Annotated in this window: 21 protein-coding genes and 1 tRNA gene; 7 read left to right on the top strand and 15 right to left on the bottom strand. The window is 54.1% G+C overall.

Annotation, left to right across the window (positions count from 1 at the left end):
- Position 1: 1 nt before the first annotated feature.
- Entirely contained in the window at positions 2 to 622 is a 621-nt protein-coding gene (imuA, locus tag BLS60_RS11570; protein WP_092368087.1) for a translesion DNA synthesis-associated protein ImuA, read from the bottom strand.
- Between the two features lie 303 nt (positions 623 to 925).
- Here imuA and BLS60_RS11565 point away from each other — a divergent pair.
- Both BLS60_RS11565 and BLS60_RS21335 read left to right on the top strand, forming a co-directional pair.
- Positions 926 to 1015 (top strand) — tRNA-Ser (locus BLS60_RS11565).
- A 167-nt stretch (positions 1016 to 1182) separates the two neighbouring features.
- On the top strand, positions 1183 to 1512 hold the full coding sequence (locus BLS60_RS21335; protein WP_143024596.1) for a hypothetical protein: 330 nt from the start codon (positions 1183 to 1185) through the stop codon (positions 1510 to 1512).
- A 17-nt stretch (positions 1513 to 1529) separates the two neighbouring features.
- On the opposite strand, the gene BLS60_RS11555 is transcribed toward BLS60_RS21335, so the two are convergent.
- The 12 genes from BLS60_RS11555 to BLS60_RS11485 form a co-directional block, all read right to left on the bottom strand.
- A complete protein-coding gene (locus BLS60_RS11555; RefSeq protein WP_092368245.1) occupies positions 1530 to 2531 on the bottom strand; it encodes a phage integrase in 1002 nt (333 codons plus the stop codon).
- Positions 2531 to 3808 (bottom strand): hypothetical protein, encoded by a 1278-nt coding sequence (locus BLS60_RS11550; RefSeq protein WP_092368081.1) that lies wholly within the window; start codon positions 3806 to 3808, stop codon positions 2531 to 2533. The genes BLS60_RS11555 and BLS60_RS11550 overlap by 1 nt, the downstream gene beginning before the upstream one ends.
- Before the next feature lie 133 nt (positions 3809 to 3941).
- Positions 3942 to 5249: a zonular occludens toxin domain-containing protein gene (locus BLS60_RS11545; RefSeq protein ID WP_092368077.1), complete on the bottom strand. Its 1308-nt coding sequence runs from the start codon at positions 5247 to 5249 to the stop codon at positions 3942 to 3944.
- A 2-nt stretch (positions 5250 to 5251) separates the two neighbouring features.
- The gene (locus BLS60_RS11540; protein ID WP_092368074.1) at positions 5252 to 5611 is read right to left on the bottom strand and encodes a DUF2523 family protein; all 360 of its coding nucleotides are present in this window, start codon (positions 5609 to 5611) and stop codon (positions 5252 to 5254) included.
- Between the two features lie 2 nt (positions 5612 to 5613).
- A complete protein-coding gene (locus tag BLS60_RS21535) occupies positions 5614 to 7026 on the bottom strand; it encodes a hypothetical protein (RefSeq protein ID WP_208597295.1) in 1413 nt (470 codons plus the stop codon).
- A gap of 83 nt (positions 7027 to 7109) precedes the next feature.
- Positions 7110 to 7373 carry a capsid protein gene (locus BLS60_RS11525; protein ID WP_244153397.1) on the bottom strand — a complete coding sequence of 88 codons (264 nt, stop codon included), beginning with the start codon at positions 7371 to 7373 and terminating at the stop codon, positions 7110 to 7112.
- 5 nt (positions 7374 to 7378) lie between these two features.
- Positions 7379 to 7624: a hypothetical protein gene (locus BLS60_RS11520; RefSeq protein ID WP_092368065.1), complete on the bottom strand. Its 246-nt coding sequence runs from the start codon at positions 7622 to 7624 to the stop codon at positions 7379 to 7381.
- A gap of 150 nt (positions 7625 to 7774) precedes the next feature.
- A complete protein-coding gene (locus BLS60_RS11515) occupies positions 7775 to 8128 on the bottom strand; it encodes a hypothetical protein (protein ID WP_092368062.1) in 354 nt (117 codons plus the stop codon).
- Positions 8129 to 8677: 549 nt separating this feature from the next.
- Positions 8678 to 8875 (bottom strand): hypothetical protein, encoded by a 198-nt coding sequence (locus BLS60_RS11505; protein ID WP_092368059.1) that lies wholly within the window; start codon positions 8873 to 8875, stop codon positions 8678 to 8680.
- A gap of 197 nt (positions 8876 to 9072) precedes the next feature.
- The gene (gene pflM, locus BLS60_RS11495; protein WP_092368053.1) at positions 9073 to 9357 is read right to left on the bottom strand and encodes a lysogeny maintenance protein PflM; all 285 of its coding nucleotides are present in this window, start codon (positions 9355 to 9357) and stop codon (positions 9073 to 9075) included.
- 3 nt (positions 9358 to 9360) lie between these two features.
- Complete coding sequence (locus tag BLS60_RS11490; protein WP_092368050.1) at positions 9361 to 9585, bottom strand: hypothetical protein; 225 nt, start codon at positions 9583 to 9585, stop codon at positions 9361 to 9363.
- On the bottom strand, positions 9582 to 9797 hold the full coding sequence (locus BLS60_RS11485) for a MerR family transcriptional regulator (RefSeq protein ID WP_092368047.1): 216 nt from the start codon (positions 9795 to 9797) through the stop codon (positions 9582 to 9584). Before BLS60_RS11485 ends, BLS60_RS11490 begins: the two co-directional genes overlap by 4 nt.
- Positions 9798 to 9934: 137 nt before the next feature.
- On the opposite strand from BLS60_RS11485, the gene BLS60_RS11480 reads away from it, so the two are divergent.
- The 4 genes from BLS60_RS11480 (at position 9935) to BLS60_RS11470 (ending at position 13563) form a co-directional block, all read left to right on the top strand.
- The gene (locus BLS60_RS11480; RefSeq protein WP_092368044.1) at positions 9935 to 10210 is read left to right on the top strand and encodes a helix-turn-helix domain-containing protein; all 276 of its coding nucleotides are present in this window, start codon (positions 9935 to 9937) and stop codon (positions 10208 to 10210) included.
- 109 nt (positions 10211 to 10319) lie between these two features.
- Positions 10320 to 12170: an AAA family ATPase gene (locus tag BLS60_RS11475; RefSeq protein WP_167357666.1), complete on the top strand. Its 1851-nt coding sequence runs from the start codon at positions 10320 to 10322 to the stop codon at positions 12168 to 12170.
- 46 nt (positions 12171 to 12216) lie between these two features.
- Complete coding sequence (locus BLS60_RS21325) at positions 12217 to 12816, top strand: hypothetical protein (RefSeq protein WP_143024595.1); 600 nt, start codon at positions 12217 to 12219, stop codon at positions 12814 to 12816.
- Positions 12817 to 12927: 111 nt separating this feature from the next.
- Positions 12928 to 13563, top strand: coding sequence for a hypothetical protein (locus BLS60_RS11470; RefSeq protein WP_143024594.1), 636 nt, complete (start codon positions 12928 to 12930; stop codon positions 13561 to 13563).
- A 512-nt stretch (positions 13564 to 14075) separates the two neighbouring features.
- On the opposite strand, the gene BLS60_RS11460 is transcribed toward BLS60_RS11470, so the two are convergent.
- Both BLS60_RS11460 and BLS60_RS11455 read right to left on the bottom strand, forming a co-directional pair.
- Positions 14076 to 14342, bottom strand: coding sequence for an antitoxin of toxin-antitoxin stability system (locus tag BLS60_RS11460; RefSeq protein WP_092368035.1), 267 nt, complete (start codon positions 14340 to 14342; stop codon positions 14076 to 14078).
- A gap of 159 nt (positions 14343 to 14501) precedes the next feature.
- Positions 14502 to 15569 carry a serine hydrolase domain-containing protein gene (locus BLS60_RS11455; protein ID WP_092368032.1) on the bottom strand — a complete coding sequence of 356 codons (1068 nt, stop codon included), beginning with the start codon at positions 15567 to 15569 and terminating at the stop codon, positions 14502 to 14504.
- 160 nt (positions 15570 to 15729) lie between these two features.
- On the opposite strand from BLS60_RS11455, the gene BLS60_RS11450 reads away from it, so the two are divergent.
- On the top strand, positions 15730 to 15993 hold the full coding sequence (locus tag BLS60_RS11450) for a zinc ribbon domain-containing protein (RefSeq protein WP_092368029.1): 264 nt from the start codon (positions 15730 to 15732) through the stop codon (positions 15991 to 15993).
- Positions 15994 to 16250: the final 257 nt, after the last annotated feature.

Genomic DNA, 16250 nt, shown 5'->3' with positions numbered 1-16250 from the left:
GTCATCGACCCCACGCGGTCAGCGGAAACGCGCGTGCTGGCGGCTGCCCGCCACGGCACTTGAGCACGCGCACCTGGGCTGGCTGCGCCTCAATGGTCAGGCGCAAGGCCGCGGGTGAAGGGTTCTGCGCCTCATGCAGCGGGCGGTAAGCGAAGGCTAAGGTCTGCCCGGTTTCCGCGGCAATCTGCAGGCGGCGCAAGGCGCGATCGTCGGCGCGCTGCGGCCAGAGCACCACCGCACCACAGCTGCCCGAGCGCAGGCACTGTTCGGCTGCCCACAAGGCATCACGGGCAGATGCCTGGATAATCGTCAGCTGCGCCATTTCCACCCCGGCCGCCAGCCAGGCGCCGGGGTAGGGCAGATACGGGGGCGCGACCAGTACCACCCGCTCCCCCGCGCCACTCAAGCGCGCCAGCGTCGCCAGCAGCAAACGCAGCTCACCAACGCCCGGTGCTGCCACCAGCAACTCGCTCAACGCCGCTTCCGGCCAACCCCCGCCTGGCAGTGCTGCATCCAGCACAGGGTTGCCCGTGGGCTGATGACCGCTAGGCGCGACAAAGCTCTGGCCACGCCAGATACGGCGTTCATTGAGTAAATGATCGAGGGCAACGACAGAGGACATGGCAATCGGACGACAGAAAAATACTGTTTAAATGTACAGTATTTTGCGCAAGCGACAAGCCAGCATCCGCTGAGTGGATCACTCCGCATTCTGCTCAATCGACAGCAAATCGGTGGCAGACGCCAAACTACCCAATGTCTCGATAGCCTGGGAGGCTTCAACCACAAGGCCTGGGGCCGTTAGCCTGTCTGGTTGGCGTGAGCCGTTGTCAGGCAGATTGAGGCAAGCAATTGAAACCAAGCGAAAAAAATCGCCTGACGGGCTTCGCCAAACCGAATTCTGCTGATATCATGCGCGCCGCCTGGGAAGATGCCGGAGTGGCCGAACGGGACGGATTCGAAATCCGTTGTATCAGCGATGGTACCTAGGGTTCAAATCCCTATCTTCCCGCCATATCTCAAGCCTAAGCCCCTGAAATTCCTAGAGTTTCGGGGGCTTTTGCTATCTGCGGCATGCAAAGTGTCGAAGAAGTGTCGAAGAATCGCTAATCCGACGCACGGTAGGCCGCTGGTAGGCTCTTGCGCTGTGCTAACGTTGTGAAAACTTCCAAGGAGTACGGAATGAAATTTACCGGTAAGGCTTCTGCGTCGAGCTCTATCTTGAAAGGACTGGGTAAATTAGCGATAGGCACTGGCAAGGTTGCTCTAGCTGTTCTTGAGTTGAGTCAAGCAGGCCAGAGAGCACACGAGAAGCGTGAAAAGGCTCGCCTTGCAAAATACTCGTCTACACCGTCGCACAGCTCTTTTGATGATTTTATTGAGCGCAACGGTGATAGACCGCTGAGTGAATGCAGGAATGAACTGCGCAATCAGATGGAGCAAGTGCGCCAAGACTCTTACCAAGAAGGTGGAGAGGCGCTTCGTAAAGGTGTGTTGCGCGAAGTCGAGTGAAACCATCGGCATGCTAATCACCTAAAGAGAGCTGGGAAATCCAATCTAGGGCCCAGCTTTATCGCATCTTGCAAATGATCGGGTGCCAAGTGCGCATATCGCATGGTCATGGTTAGAGATTGATGGCCAAGGATCTTTTGCAGAGTGAGGATGTTTCCTCCGTTGATGACAAAGTGGCTGGCGAAGGTGTGCCGCAGAACGTGGGAAGCCTGACCTGCAGGTAAGACCAGCTTGGTAGCATCCAGGGTCTTGTCGAAGCTGTTGAGGCAGTTCGAGAACACGCCATGAAGCTTGAAGTGCCGGTGGATCTGCTGTTCCAGCAGCGGGTCTATCGGGATAGAGCGGACACGCTTGCCCTTGGTGTTTACGAAGGTCACCAGCCCACCCCGTACACGTTCTGGCGTCAAAGCTTGTGCCTCACCCCATCGAGCACCCGTAGCGAGACAGATCGCGGCGACCATAGCGACATGGGGCGTCCTGCAGCGCTCATGAATGACCTCGAACAGGTGGTCGACCTGAGCATCGGTCAGGTAGGCCAGTTCCTTTTCCTGCAGGCGTAGCGGCTTTACCCTAGACAGCGGGTTGGGGTAGTCGATTTCTTCGAGCTGGTGCAGCACGTTGAACACAGAGCGAAGATAACCAAGCCGGTTATTGAGCGTCTTGGGGTTAGCACCTTGAGTGAGCTGTTTTGCCCGGTACTCAGCGTATTGCTTGCCAGTCATCTTGATGGCTATCGGATTGCGAAGGTCTTTAGCCATACCGTCCAGCAGGCGACGGCGAGCGTCACCATCCGAAAGCGTGTGCGCATGCAAGGTGGCCCAGCGATCAATCAGTTCCTGCAGCCGACGAGTGTCTTTCAGCCTAGGTGACCATTCAGGTGTTTCAACGACCTTGGCCCGGCAGGTTGACTCAAACCGCATAGCTTCGGCTTTGGTCTTGAAGGTCTTACGGAAGCGCTTGCCTTTGGCCGGTTCGATATCGGCCTTCCAGCGACCGTCAGGAAGCTTTTCGATTGCCATCAGATGGCACGCCCCCATCGAACATGCCTCTCTGTGAGTAGATCCCTGATATGGCGATATAGATCGTCCTGGGTCATGTCCTTGGCGGCGTAGTGATCGCGGATGACCGGCCAGCAGTCCCATTGCTGGAGGGTCTTAAACGCCTTTTTTGCGCCCACCTTTTCCCTTGCCAGCAGGCTGATGAAGTTTCCCAGGAACAGCTCAACGTTCTTGCCGGAGAAGCCCCGCGAGGTCTTGTAGTAACGCTTGTACTCGGTGTCATCGAGCAGCGAATCAACAGGCAGATCGACACGCACGTCTTCACGGATAAGCGTCCAGATGGGCTCAAAATAGCCAGGGCGGCAGAGCAGCTTGAATTGGAGCAGGCCATAGCGCCACAAGCCGTCCAGATGCCCAGCGAAGGCAGCAAACGAGCTGGTGTCGATCAGGGCGCCGGACTTCAGGTCAATAGAGCCACTGGCGAATTGCTGGATGACCGAGTGGTGATAGCGCAGCTCTACGCGCCATACATCGGCGTCAGGATCGTAGTTGTCCGGGTCTTGTGGATCGAAGCTGTCGCGGCGCTTCCAGACGCTTTCCCAGTAGTCGAGCTTGTCGGTTGCCCTAGCCTGTTCGGTCTTGTTGTAGATCGCCAATTGCACGCCACTGGCCGAACCGAACATGAAGGTTTCACCGCGACCATAGGTGCTGGATTTAGTCGTCCAGTTGATTTCATTGATGCCCGAAATATCGCGTTGAGTACGTGCACGGCAGTGCATGCGAGCCACCAGATCCACGGGCGGTTTCCAGCCTTGTAGGTCTAGGGCGAGGTGGACGGCGCACTGGTTGATTTCACGGTGACTCAGGACTGCTGCAGCGTAGTAGTCCATGTGTTCCTGCAGGCGCTCAGGCGACAGGGCGTCGATGGCATGGGGCGAGACTTCAATTTTCAGGTGGGCGCCGATGGCATCGATCTTGGCGTTGAAGTTCTTCACCAGCAGGATGATGCCGAGGTCAGAATTCTGCAGCTTGTACTGGTAGCCAGAGTCTTTGCTGACACGGCCCGAATGCCAGATCTGGTCAGCGAATTCGACCATGGTGCCGGGTTTTTCAAACAGGCTCATTACGTCAGGCCGGATCATGCCCCGGTACAACTGGCGCACGGTATCGACGCCACAGCGGAGCAGGCGAACATTCGTTAGATCAGTGATAACGGCGGTATGGGAATCAAAAAAGACACGGCCATTAGGCGTTTCTTTGAATTCACGGTTAACCCTGAGTTGGTCTTTTGCTGCCATTGCCTGTTTGCTCCAAATTGACACGAATCGACACTGTGTATTTGCTTCTTTCTGACGTGTTACAGGGACGTCGCGAAGGCGCGTGCCTCGCTCGCGCCTTCGCTCTGAACTGAACCTCTCCGGCGCTCGCTCGTTAGCGCCACGGCCGACTTGCGTACTCACCATCGGGCACCACATTCACGTTCTGACGGGCAGGAGTGAGGCTTCCTGCCATGGCTGGCTGTGAGGGTGTCGCACGCACGGGAGAGCCGTTTTCGAAGCGGCGCGCGGCTTCCTCTCGCTGTGCCGGTCGGCCAGGGCAGAAGGCTTTGCCCTTGAATCCCATCGGGTGGCTGATATCGACGATGCAGGAGCCGCGTATGTGGATCTGGTAGCCGAGCTGGTGCAGGTCGGCCAGCGATTGGCGGATAACCAGCCCCTCGGAGTCGACCACATCGAATTGGCCTATCTGCATGGACTTGCCGCCAGTCTCGGTGGTCATCACGGCTCGCACCACGAACGATCGCGGGGCGTAGGGGTGATTCAGCTCAATAGGAGGAACAGCAGCTTGTTGGCTGCCCAGAAGAGAAACAGAAAGAGGATTGCTCTTATCAGGAGGAACTGCAGGATTCTCAGCAGCAAGCGCAGGAGTGTTCGCAGGGGCTTGAGCAGCGGGGATAGGCTCTGACTTAGTAGCCGTAGAAGGGCCGAAGCTGACTCCACCAAGAGAAAAAACAGCCCCAATAAGAAGGGCCATAAATACCAGGAGAGCCAGAAGCTTAGGCGACCGGAGGAGGCTTTTGCCTGCCTTGGTATCCTGGGCAAGTCCGGTGGCAGTGGACTGGTAGAGTTTGAAGGTGTCGGGCTTGATTTTTCGGAACTCGACAATGGTTCCTTTCTCGGGTGGTCGGTTGAGCTGTGCATCATGCTGAGCCTCTTTGTAGCGGCCGCCGATGCCAATCACGGCCAGGTTCGAATGCTTGTAGGCCATCTCGCAGGTCATGCGGATGTCGTCGCGGATGTAGCTGATGTTCGGGGTGGTCAGGACGATGTCCCAGTTCCAGTGGCGGTGACGGGTCCAGCCATCGAGCCAGGAGATAGGGCGATCTGCCTTTTGGGCTTCCTCGGAGCCACCCGGATAGTCGAAGCGCTCTAGATCCTTTTCGCGCCACGCCTTGGGGAACACCAGCTGGGTTTCGTCGAAGATCAGGAACGCGCCCCGCGGTGCCCACTGAAACCATGTACGCATGCGTTCCATGTCATCGAGCTTTTCGAGGTCGAGGTTGATGATGTCGACCGAATCAGGAAGATCAGGCATCACCTGCAGCACCCGCTCCAGGGTGAAACCGCGCACGTTGGTGATGATCAGCCGGCCCTCTTTGAGCGCCCTAACAGCATCATCCTGAATCGCGCCCGAGGTCTTGTAGGAGCCGTTCGGGCCGTGGTGGATTTTGATCGACATGGTTACCGCCCAATGAACGGCACGAACTTCAGGGCGAAGCGTGTCGAGAGAGCGGAAAAGATGATGTTCAGGGCTTGGGGAATGCCGAAGAACGACAGGGTGCTGGCTACATCGCCGGGTAGGTCGCCATAGCGTTGGCGAACAGCCTCAGCCACGCCGATATCGGCCATGACACCCTGTGCAGCCTCATAAGCGACCTCAAGGGCGATCAGCTGGATCTGAATCCATGAATACATGGCGGCCTTAGTGAGCAGCACCATGGCATCTTTGACGAAGGCGTATATGCCGACGCTGAGGAAGTCCCACACCCATTGGAAGAATTGGATGATCTGGTCAAGGAAACCACCGAGCCATTCGAACATGTTTAACCTCGCAGGATGATCACAGCAGCAAGCGCAGCCGCACCGAGCAGCAGCGCATAGCGCAGGTAGGAAAGTGGGTCGGAGTAATCAGCAAGGCAGAAACGCAAATTGGTGGTCGTTGTGCCGAAGGAAATAGGGATGTTCTCGCAGGGGAGCGAGCCTCCGCCTGTACCCAGGTCGAGGTCGAACACGCCCTTGAAGAGGCTGGAGTACTCGCCTAGCTTTTGGTCGAGATCAGCGCGCACATCGGTGATGCGCTGATCCCACTCGGTGATGCCTTCGGAGAAATCGCCACCTTCGCCTTGCTTGAGGGTGCCTTCTGGGCCGGGTGGGCCTTCGCCTTCTTCCTCACCTTCGCCCTCTCCATCACCTTCCCCTTTGCCGTCGCCACTACCGCTGCCATCGCCTTTGCCATCGCCGGTGCAGTTAGCGCCAGTGCAGCTGGACGACTCACCACCCTTGGTGCCATCGGCATTGGTGGTGCTGTTGTTAACGTTGGTGGTGGTGTTCGAGCTGCAGGCACCGGCACCGGAGCAGTTCTTTTGCTCGGTGGTTTTGGTGGTCTTCTCGGTTTTGGAGCCATCAGGCTTGGTGGTCGTCTCGGTCTTGGTGGTGGTCTTGGTCTCATTGGCCTTGGGGCCTTTGTTGGCAGCTACGCACTGCATAACGCCGTTGACGCTGCCAACAGAACCGCCTTTAGCGACACAGCCTTGGTTATCCACTTCAACCTTAGTTTCGGTACAGGTAGAAACCTGTGAACCATCATCGGTAGTGGTGGTGGGTGTGCACTCGCTGTCGGACGCTGATTCGGTGGGTGCGGGTGGGTTGTTGTCAGTGCCATCAGACGCGGCGCATTCCTCACCGGAAAATATGCCAGTGACCCACCAGTAGGTTTTGGAGATATCGCCTGGCTTCTTGTAGGTTGCAACGGGATCTGAGGAAGATGCATCGACAACGACAATGCACTTATCGACGCAGGTTTCCATCTGGCCCATATCGCCACCGAAAGAATGGGACTGGCCTATTTTTGACTGGCACTGATTGGGTTCAGTCTCTTTGGCGGGATCACAGTCGCCTGTTGCTGGATTATAAATATCATCAGGACGCGGACAAGTTGAACCATAACGAACAACATAGCCCGCTTGCATCCAATAGTTATCCGCTTGCCGGAGCACCTCGCACCAAAACCTATTATCACCATACTCACGAAGGCGTAAAGTTGTATCGGGGTGAGCGGCGGAGCAAACAGATATTGGGGAAATGCCTTCTATGCCGGTCGAACCATGTTTCCAATAATAGTTCTGAGCAAAAACAAACTGCCCCGATCCAAGTAGGACAAGAGCAAGAACAACACGATAAAAAGAATTCCCCATACGCAATAAAAGAAGGGGCTTATTAAGCCCCTTCGACCCCATCAGAAAAACTCGCCGATTCGGAAGCCGGTGATGAATGCCCCGGCAATGAACGCGCCGAGCATTACTGACCAGAGCATGTGGGGTTACGACTTGCGCAGCATGCTGAAAATGACGCCTGCGCAGGCCAGCAGAGCGAGCGCAATAGCGACATAACCCGCAATGGTGCCAGCGCTGGTGGCGCCGGAGTTGATCTGAGCTTCAACGCCGCTGGTATCAACCTCAACCAGAGCAAAAGCTGGAGAGGCTGCGACACCTACAAAACCAGCAATGGCAGCATTGCGGGCGAAGCGACGAGCGCGACCGAAGTTGGAAGCGGTGTTTTTGAGCTGGGTTTTCATCAGTTGCATGGGTGTTACCTCATTCTTCGTAGGATTGATGCGACCATTCCACCGGAAAGGCCGATTGCGAAAACCAGTAGCGTTCCGCCAAAACCAACGGCGAAGGCTTCCGGCGAGAAACCACCCGCGACCAGGATGTCTACATATCCAGCGGCCTCGGGCGGAATCAGGTAGGCCTGTTGCCATCCAAGCTGGGTGCAGGTCATGGATGAGTCGGAACTGACCCACTCCATGCACACTTGAACGGCAACGACCGACATTCAGGGCGTCCTTAATGGGAGAACTGGCCGGCTACTGGAGCCAAGCGCACCGCATAGGCGAAGCCATCAGCGTTGCCCCAGGCGTAACCGCCCACAAAGGCCAGTGCAGCGATGAACAGATAGCGGCTCATGGCTCAGTCTCCCCAGCGCTTAGGGCTTGGCCGGTTCGGCAGGTTTGTTCGGAGTGGCAGCAGGCGCTGGGCTGGCAGCATTGCGGGGCTTGGTATCCACGGCTTCGATATGCAGGGCGAGGTTTTTGCCCTTGTTCTGGCCACCGCGGGCCACATCGAAGGTGATACGTACGAGCTGCAGGGGCTCGAACTGGGAGCCGGCGGCAAACACTTCGTCGGCGGCGTCTTCAGCGATAGCCATGCCGATGATCGACAGGCCGTGTTCGGTCTTGCCGTCCGGCTCATCGCCGTAGAAGACCTTGGCGTATTTGGTGTCTTCAACTTGGGTCATCTGAGTGCCCAGGAATGCAACTTCCATAGTCGAACGTGCCATTGGGTGTTTCCTCTTTTCAGTTGCGCGTTATTGCGCGGTTTACCTTTTTGCAGGCCGAGAGAGTCCCGCGAATGAACTGTTAAAGTTTCATTGCTCAGTATTAATCGGTCTGCGTGGTGAAACTATTGTCGCTGTATAAAGCCTGTAAGTCTCATTGCATTATTCTTGCTTGCTTTTCGCAGTGGCACTAATTGGCACGCAATGACACGCTCAATTAATTTGTTGATTAGTTCTGCCTATAACACCAAGGGCTTTGCCCTTGTGATCCCACTCTTGCCGCCGAGGGCTCAGGAGCGCGGGGCGGAGAAGCTGCCCCACACTCATGAGCGGAGGCTGGTTTTGTCCGGAGTGCGTTCAATAGTTCGCTCTGCCCGTGCCTCCGTTTGGCCGAACGATGAAGCGTGTTCGGACAAGCCGGGGGCGCGGCTATTGACCGTTGCCAAACGGGGTCGAAATGCCAGTTAGACGAGCCCGTACATGAAGACCGGGAGCAACAGCACCAGCACAGCGCCGGCCAGAATGAAGCCCATCTCAATGAGCGTCGGGTACTTACCGAACATAAACCACCCCATGAACGACCGGGCCTTGAAGGGCCGCGATGATCTCTTTCCAGTCATCGACACCCCAGTTCTCGGGGATGCCTTTTTGGTCGGCTACGTCCTGTTGGTGCTGGATGCGGCCAAGCTGCTGGCTGGCCAATGGCAGCAGCTCAGCCGCTTGGGCTACGGTCAGGACGATGCCGGGCATTACTCAGCCACTCCGCATGCCAGGACGACACGGCCCAAGGCATCAGCGAACACTTGATCCATTACTTGGGTGATTTCGCCCAGCTGCCAAACGCTCAAGCCCGTGCCAATTGCGATGCCGCCAAGAACAGGAATGCTCCAGCTGTCGATAATTCGGGCGATCAAACGAGCGTGACGGATGCGGTTAGCCTGCATAGCTCAGTTCTCCGACTCGAACAGATCCCAGCGCGGGACGTAGGGCGTTGGCTTGCCGGTGTCTTGCACAACGCTCCAGTACTTCGGCGGTCGCTGGCTTGGCTTGTGTTTCACGCAGTACGAAGCAGGCGTAGCGATCAATCGTCCATTTACCGTGGTGACGGTTGCGCGGCGGCACTGGGTGCACTGTGTGAACTGGAAGGGATCGGGTTTCGCCAGCTCGCGTTTCGACCAGCAGACAGAGCAGTCGCAGTCCGGCGCGTGCGGTTGGTGCAGATATTTGTGCATGAGTCACCGCCATTTCTCCGTAACGATCCGAATACCGATGCCAATAAAGACAACGAACGCCGCCAGCATTGAGAAAGCAGCTTCGAACGTGGAGTCCAGTAGCAAGGCCCCAAGCTGCTTAAGCAGGTGGGTGAACAGCACGCAGAAGGCGGCGTAAGCCGAGAACCAAAAGAGCCAGACGCAGAGGTCTTTGAACTGCTGAATAGAGAGCAGGTAACGCACTTTCATGCCGTCCACTCCTGCTCAAGCAGCCAGTGGCGGAGCATGGCGCTGTTGACCATGCGGCGTTTGCCGAGCTTTACAGTGGGGATCACCCCGCGCATTGCCCAAGCGCGGGCAGTGTCGTAGGTAAGCCCGTTGCGATCCGCCCACGATTCGACGGTTTCAACGTCCTGTTGCGGTGCTATCAGCTTGTTGGCGTCCAGCTGTTCCAGTCCCATGTCGTTCCGTGCCTATTCGTGTCAATATTGGGCAATGCGACGTTATCCAGCATTGCGCTATCCAAAATGGATAATCTCGAAACGGATCATGCCATTACTGATCCATATTGGATATATCACATATAGATCATTTGGTTATGATTAAAGAACGCGTTATAACAATCCTTAAAGCATCCCAAATGCGACTTCCAGAATTGGAAGAGAAGACTGGGATCAGTAGATACACGTGGAACAACCTCAAAAACCCAGCGCGTAATAGAGAGATCAAGGCCGAAGAGATTGAGGCGGTCGCTAAGATGTTCCCCCAGTACCGATGGTGGATGCTGACCGGCGAGGTCATGCCGGACAAAGGACAAGTCAGCCCAGAGTACGAAGAGGCCAACCGAAACTTGCCCAATCAAAACGCGGGATAGCCATTACAACGGAAATATCTAGGCGCTGGTATGCCCGAAGTCATAACTCTAAAGAGTTAGTAGGTTGGGGTACTTTTTTATATAAATAATTAGAGCCGGAGAGGCGTCTGTGGGAATTGTTAAAAGCTTAAAGATATCTGGTGCAGAAGCAGAGGGAGTTGGTTTAAAAGATGTTTTTATATCAAGAGCTGGCAGAATAGTTGCGTTAGCTGGGAAAAATGGATCTGGGAAGTCTAGGATTCTTAACTCCCTAATTAATGCTATGAATGCGCACTCTAGTTATCTTAAAGGCAAAGACAATCATGAGGCGCAGGTTAGACAATTTAGTGCCCTGATTAATGATCCGAATAATTCAAAACATTCTAGCATTCAGGCTTGGAGAGATACTCTCGAAAGTAGTTTGATTTTTGAGCGTCTCGCTCTTAGTATAGAAGTGTCGCCTGATCAGAGCTATGGTTATTTAAAGTTCGTTCCAAAAAATCTGTCATTAACTGATCCGCGGGAGCACAATTCTCTCCAACAAGAAGCTAGGTATAAAGAAACTGAAGGGCAAGGTGCTGAAAACCATGCCCACTGTCTCTTTTATATTCAAGAGTGCCAAGATCAATGGCGAGAAGCGACTCATCAAGATAAAACTGGGAGTTTTATCGATCCGGATGCTGAGCGCTCGTATTTGAGACTTGATGACTTAATATTTTCAATGATGAACGTACGGCTAGGGCGTGTAGGAAAATTTGCAACCATATTTGGAAAACCTATAGCTATTGCTGGTCTTTCTGATGGCCAAAAAGTTATTCTACAACTTTGCGTTGCTATTCATGCTCAAAAAACAAGGTTGGCAAATACAGTTTTTGTTTTGGATGAGCCAGAGAATCATTTGCATCCGTCGGCATCTATAGACTTATTCAAGGCGATTTACGAGTCCAATGAATCATCCCAGATATGGGTGGCTACTCACTCTGTGCCGTTGCTTGCTTATATATTTAGCGTTGAGCCAATGTCACTTTGGTATGTCGATGGCGGTAGTGTAAGTAATTCCGGTCGGAATCCTAAAGCTGTTTTAGAAAGCCTTCTAGGGGATGATGAACAGATCGGTAAATTAAATTCATTTACAGGATTGCCCGCAATACTGGCAAATGTGAATTATGCGGCTGAGTGCTTGCTGCCACCAAAAGTGATTAGCGGCAATGGTAGTAAAGATCCACAGGCGAGCCAAATTCAGACAGTGATCTCTGGGATTGCAGCTGTTAGGGAAAAACTTAAAATTTTGGAGTTTGGTGCCGGTGAAGGTAGGCTGCTTGATTCTTTAGCTGCTGAGCTGTCAGAGTACGGCACATCAATCAGTGATTTTTTTGATTATTATGCATATGAACCATTTCAAAATGATGGCGCGTGCTTGAGAGTTATTGAGAAATTTTATGAAAATCCCAAAAAAAGATTTTTTAGTGATGTAGATAGTTTTTTCACGGAAATGGATGATTCATCTGTTGATATTGTAGTGATGTGTAATGTTCTACATGAAATTTCGCCAAGAAAATGGATTGAAATCTTTTCAGAAGGCTCTTTGATGATGAGGGCTTTGAACGATAGTGGCTACCTTCTGCTTGTTGAAGATCAAAGGCTGCCTACCGGTGAAAATGCACATGAGTATGGATTCGTGCTTCTGGATACCCCTCAGCTTAAAACTCTATTCGATGTTGGTAGTGATGATGTTAAAGAAGGTAGATTTCTAGTTGATTCTCAACGAGATGGGCGACTTAAAGCACACTTAATATCGAAAAAATTGCTTTCAAGAGTAACCTTTGATTCAAGGCGAAGCGCTATAGAGCAATTGGCTAAGTCTGCAAAAATAAAGTTAGGAGAGTTAAAAAGTGCGGGAGGTACGTACCAAAATGGAATGCTGTATGGATTCTGGGTACACCAGTTTGCGAATTCTTCCATGTGTTTAGAAGAGTTATAATGGAAAAAGAGGACAGATTTATTTTAGCCATGGAGAGGTCGATAATATGAATGCAGATTGGGATGACGCGCCTTCCAGAGTTCAGCGCAAAGCTGGAAACGCCATTGTATGGTGTGTGTCGCTGATATTCGGCGTAGGTATCACAGGCGGTGGTCTCTATCTGGCGTCAGGGCAGATGAAACCAAACCCGCGAGCAGAAGCACAAGTGGCGCGGTTGAATGCCGAGGCGATACGCAAACACAACGAAGATGTGCGAGCACGTCAGCTAGCCAACCAGCAGCGCTATCAGCCACCACCCATGCAAGAGAAGAACTGGATCAGATCCAGCGAAGATCAGCAGAGAGAAGCGCAGACACAGCGAGAGCTTCGGGAGTGGTCACAGGCCCGCGCGCAAGAGCAGCACGCCCGGCAAAACTCATTCAGCGACGCTACCTATGTGCCTCAAGGCGCGAGGAACGTTGTGCCGTCTACTCCAATTCCAAGAGAGACATATAAGCCGAAGCCAAAGCAGCAGGAAATAGTGATTGTTGGCAAAGCTGATCCAAGGCTTCGCGACTACTGCCCTTATTCAAAAGGAAGCATAGAGCATCGCAATTGTAAAATGCGTATGGACTTGCATAGTAGAAATCAAGGTGGAAGTAGATAACTTCCGCTCTTATTAGGTAGGTTAATAGCCGCTAAGGACTAGCGAATGCTTCAAAGTGAGACCGATAAGCTTCTTAGATACCTTATGAGCGCCAAAAGGTATAACCCACCTATGCATCGAAGTAAGTATGCAGGCAGAGCTGAAAGCGTTTCGAACAAGGTAATGTTCTGTGCTGCAGCTCTATTTGGTGTACTGCTGGCCTTGGCTGCATATGTTTATTTCGCAGGCAACGCCTCTGAGGGCGTTAAACTAGCCGGTCGGGTGGTGGGTGTATTTAGCATGTTGCTTGCTACTGGTTCTTTGGTTCTAATGATATTGAGCAGCATAATATCATTTGTGCGGCTATCTAAAGATTTTTGTGACGACTTAATAGATCAAAAAAAACATGATATGGCTAATGCCAAATTTGTGATGAGTGTAACGGCGTCTGCTACTGAGTATTGCCAGAAGGTTTTAGAGCTGAAGCTGCGGAGAATCGAATATAGAATGTCCCAGTTCTTCGGTAATGGCGATAATTTGGCTCTAGTATCGCTTGGCGCAATGGGGTGGGCTGTTTATAAGGAGGTGGGTCAGGGTGCGAGCGTACTGAGCGATCTGCCTACAGTCGTTTCTTCCGCCATTATTCTCGCGCTTGCCTTCATGCTGGGGGTGTATATCGGCGCTCTGGTTGCCAGAAATGTTTCATATCAGTGCAGGTACGGCCTTGAGCTGATAGAGCTGGCCGAAACCCTCAAGAAGAAGGGATGAGTGTCGAAAAAAGTGTCGAAAACACTGTGCCGCATAGCCACGAATCGACACGCTAAGCCCCAGCAAAATCACACATTGGCACGCACTGTGCCGCACTGAAACCGCTCAAAAACGGGTTCAAATCCCTATCTTCCCGCCATATCTAAAGCCTGAGCCCCTGAAATTCATAGAGTTTCGGGGGCTTTTGCTATCTGCGGCATGCAAAGTGTCGAAAGCTACCGCAGCTTGCCGCTCAGCTTAGGAGTGGAGGCCACGTTCTGGCCACATGCACCAGGGCAAGAATCCACGCCGGGTCAGTTTCAATCTGATACACGAGCCGATAATTTTCGTGGGGAATCATTTCGCGTGTGCCGACGATCTGACCCTATGTCCCTTGTCGGGGAATTCTCTCAGATATGCTGCCGCAGCACTGAATAGCTCATCCATGCGCAAGGCAGCCGGAGGATTCTCCGCCGCGATGTATTCCCATATATCCAAACGATCCTACTCGGCTTCGGGCGTCCAGATGACCTTCATTGGTGGCCGAGCGCCTTGGCACGGCGTGCAGCGAATGCAGCTTCTACCTCTTCATTGGACCGGCCACGACCAGCCTCGACCGAGGCTCTGGCAACAGCCACCTTGTGCTGAGCGAATTCCTCATGCGCTTTGGCTTGCTGCTGCTGACGAATGTAATCGCGCATTACCTGGGAAGTCGGCAGGTGGGCAGCCTGTGCCGCAGCCATGAAACCGTCACGCAGTTCAGGCTCCAGCTTCAGGTTGAATACAGCTTCTTTAGCCATGACAGTTACTTTTGATCGTGTGTACGACGTATATACGTTTCAAGCATGTTAGCCATGCCTCAGAGGCTGTCAGCAAAGAGGCATCACGGTGTGATCAGTTCGATAAACCGCCGACAGACCAGCGTTTGACAGCGTCCTGCCACTGATCCGTCGACCGATCTACTCCGGCATTCTCGGAGCTTGGGTAGAGGAGGTGATGATGCTGGCCAACAGGCGATGAAGGTCTCTACGGTGGCCGCTGTGGGCTGCCGAGGCATGCTCGTCTGAGGTCATGACGACGGTCAAACCAAGCCGCGGCACCAGGTAAAGCATCTGGCCGCCATAGCCCCAGCCGTAGCGGATGTCTTCGCCTGCGATACGGGTCAGGAACCACGCATAGCCGTGCCCGTCGCCCGTCCAGGGCGAGCGCGTGCGCTGCTTCCAGGACGCCTCGATCCACGCTTGCGAGACCAGACGCTGGCCTGATGCCGTAACGCCGCCGCGACGGTAGAGCTCGCCAAAGGCCAGCAAGGAGCGCGGGCTCATGGCCATCTCGTTGCCGCCCATGTAGATGCCCTGCGGATCGCGGGTCCAGCTGGTGATCTGGAAATTGTCCAGAGGCCCGAGCCAATCGCGCGCCAGTTGCAGCGTCGAGCGCCCGCTCTGCCGGGTCAGTATTGCCGAAAGTAGATGCGTGGAGCCTGTTGAATAAATCATCCTGCCGCCGGGTTCGTCCTCGAAGGGGCGCGCCAGGGCCGCTCGTACCCAGTTGCGGCTGCCGACCCAGGCGCCGTAGTTCCGGCCGGATGTGGAGCCCAGCCCGGCTTGCATCGAGAGGAGGTTGCCGACCGTCAGCCGCTGCAGGCGTGGGTCGGGATTGGCCGGCAGCTCTGCCGCCACCAGCGGCGCCACTCGCTGGTCGATGCCCTCGAGAACGCCCTTGTCGATGGCGATGCCGATCAGCGCTGATAACACCAGCTTGGACGCCGACTTTATATTGGTGGCGGCGCTGGTGTTATGCCCTCGATAGCCACGCTCAGCGACGATCTGCCCCTCACGGGCAACCACCACCGTCTCCAACGGCACAAGCGCGGCAGCCTGATCGAGAACATCGTCAAGCGTGGTGGTTTGCGGTGCGGCCGCGGCATGCACAGGCGTGCTCCACGCCAGAGTCAGGGCGAGGGCGAAAGCACAGTGCGCCAATACTGCATGTACGCGGCTCGGTGGAAAGGTGATGGATACGATCATCGCTGAGCTGGCTCCGAGGCTGGCGAAAAGCAGGCGCTCATTCTGGATGGAGATGAGTTCCGATCCTGTTACCTTGTGTACTGTTGGTTAGCCAAAAATGATATTCATCCGGGTTCGGAGACGAACGCCCTGATTCCAACGTGTCTCAAGAGACTACTCGATGAGCGAAGCTGAGGTTTGCCCAAGATGCTCCGCGCATTTTTCGGCACGTGAAGCGTTGGTTTCCAGCGGCGTAGGTCTGACCCAAACCGTATTTTCCGGCAAAGACGTCCAGCTGAAAGTGCGCTGCCCGCATTGCCTGCATATCTTTTCGGCGAGCACGCTTCGCTTGTTCGGTTTTCTCTCCGCCAACGGTTTGCGTTGGGTCGTCGTTGGCATTCTCGTACTGTGCGTCGTGCTGGCTAATTATTTACCCGCTCACTGATGTTATTTTCCACGTTCGAGCCCGCCAGTGATTGGCGATAGTTTTATCTGAAAGCAAGCCAGCGGAGTCCAGGAGCCCTATTTTTTCCGTCATACCCAAAGAAGCCCGGTGCTGAAAGCAGCGGGGCTTTATCGTTTCTGCTCATCTAATTTCGACCGAGCCTGACGTAACAGTCGAATTAGAGGCGTTTTCTCCTTATGGCCAACGGCCAGAATTGCTTTGAATGTGCGAGGATTCGGCTTGCCATAAGCGCATCA

It is taken from the genome of Phytopseudomonas seleniipraecipitans (assembly GCF_900102335.1).
In the GTDB taxonomy this organism is placed as follows: domain Bacteria; phylum Pseudomonadota; class Gammaproteobacteria; order Pseudomonadales; family Pseudomonadaceae; genus Aquipseudomonas; species Aquipseudomonas seleniipraecipitans.
Note: the sequence above shows the minus strand (reverse complement) of the source record. Positions and strands in the feature narration are given on the sequence as shown.

Excerpts from the sequence above, each read along its gene's own strand:
- pflM (WP_092368053.1), bottom strand. The coding sequence starts at position 9,357 with ATGCACAAATATCTGCACCAACCGCACGCGCCGGACTGCGACTGCTCT.
- BLS60_RS11545 (WP_092368077.1), bottom strand. The coding sequence starts at position 5,249 with ATGTCGATCAAAATCCACCACGGCCCGAACGGCTCCTACAAGACCTCG.
- BLS60_RS11525 (WP_244153397.1), bottom strand. The coding sequence starts at position 7,373 with ATGCAACTGATGAAAACCCAGCTCAAAAACACCGCTTCCAACTTCGGT.
- BLS60_RS11550 (WP_092368081.1), bottom strand. The coding sequence starts at position 3,808 with ATGGCAGCAAAAGACCAACTCAGGGTTAACCGTGAATTCAAAGAAACG.
- BLS60_RS11485 (WP_092368047.1), bottom strand. The coding sequence starts at position 9,797 with ATGGGACTGGAACAGCTGGACGCCAACAAGCTGATAGCACCGCAACAG.
- BLS60_RS21335 (WP_143024596.1), top strand. The coding sequence starts at position 1,183 with ATGAAATTTACCGGTAAGGCTTCTGCGTCGAGCTCTATCTTGAAAGGA.
- BLS60_RS21325 (WP_143024595.1), top strand. The coding sequence starts at position 12,217 with ATGAATGCAGATTGGGATGACGCGCCTTCCAGAGTTCAGCGCAAAGCT.
- BLS60_RS11455 (WP_092368032.1), bottom strand. The coding sequence starts at position 15,569 with ATGATCGTATCCATCACCTTTCCACCGAGCCGCGTACATGCAGTATTG.
- BLS60_RS21535 (WP_208597295.1), bottom strand. The coding sequence starts at position 7,026 with ATGGGGTCGAAGGGGCTTAATAAGCCCCTTCTTTTATTGCGTATGGGG.
- imuA (WP_092368087.1), bottom strand. The coding sequence starts at position 622 with ATGTCCTCTGTCGTTGCCCTCGATCATTTACTCAATGAACGCCGTATC.
- BLS60_RS11520 (WP_092368065.1), bottom strand. The coding sequence starts at position 7,624 with ATGTCGGTCGTTGCCGTTCAAGTGTGCATGGAGTGGGTCAGTTCCGAC.
- BLS60_RS11460 (WP_092368035.1), bottom strand. The coding sequence starts at position 14,342 with ATGGCTAAAGAAGCTGTATTCAACCTGAAGCTGGAGCCTGAACTGCGT.
- BLS60_RS11540 (WP_092368074.1), bottom strand. The coding sequence starts at position 5,611 with ATGTTCGAATGGCTCGGTGGTTTCCTTGACCAGATCATCCAATTCTTC.
- BLS60_RS11515 (WP_092368062.1), bottom strand. The coding sequence starts at position 8,128 with ATGGCACGTTCGACTATGGAAGTTGCATTCCTGGGCACTCAGATGACC.
- BLS60_RS11555 (WP_092368245.1), bottom strand. The coding sequence starts at position 2,531 with ATGGCAATCGAAAAGCTTCCTGACGGTCGCTGGAAGGCCGATATCGAA.
- BLS60_RS11490 (WP_092368050.1), bottom strand. The coding sequence starts at position 9,585 with ATGAAAGTGCGTTACCTGCTCTCTATTCAGCAGTTCAAAGACCTCTGC.
- BLS60_RS11480 (WP_092368044.1), top strand. The coding sequence starts at position 9,935 with ATGATTAAAGAACGCGTTATAACAATCCTTAAAGCATCCCAAATGCGA.
- BLS60_RS11450 (WP_092368029.1), top strand. The coding sequence starts at position 15,730 with ATGAGCGAAGCTGAGGTTTGCCCAAGATGCTCCGCGCATTTTTCGGCA.
- BLS60_RS11505 (WP_092368059.1), bottom strand. The coding sequence starts at position 8,875 with ATGCCCGGCATCGTCCTGACCGTAGCCCAAGCGGCTGAGCTGCTGCCA.
- BLS60_RS11470 (WP_143024594.1), top strand. The coding sequence starts at position 12,928 with ATGCATCGAAGTAAGTATGCAGGCAGAGCTGAAAGCGTTTCGAACAAG.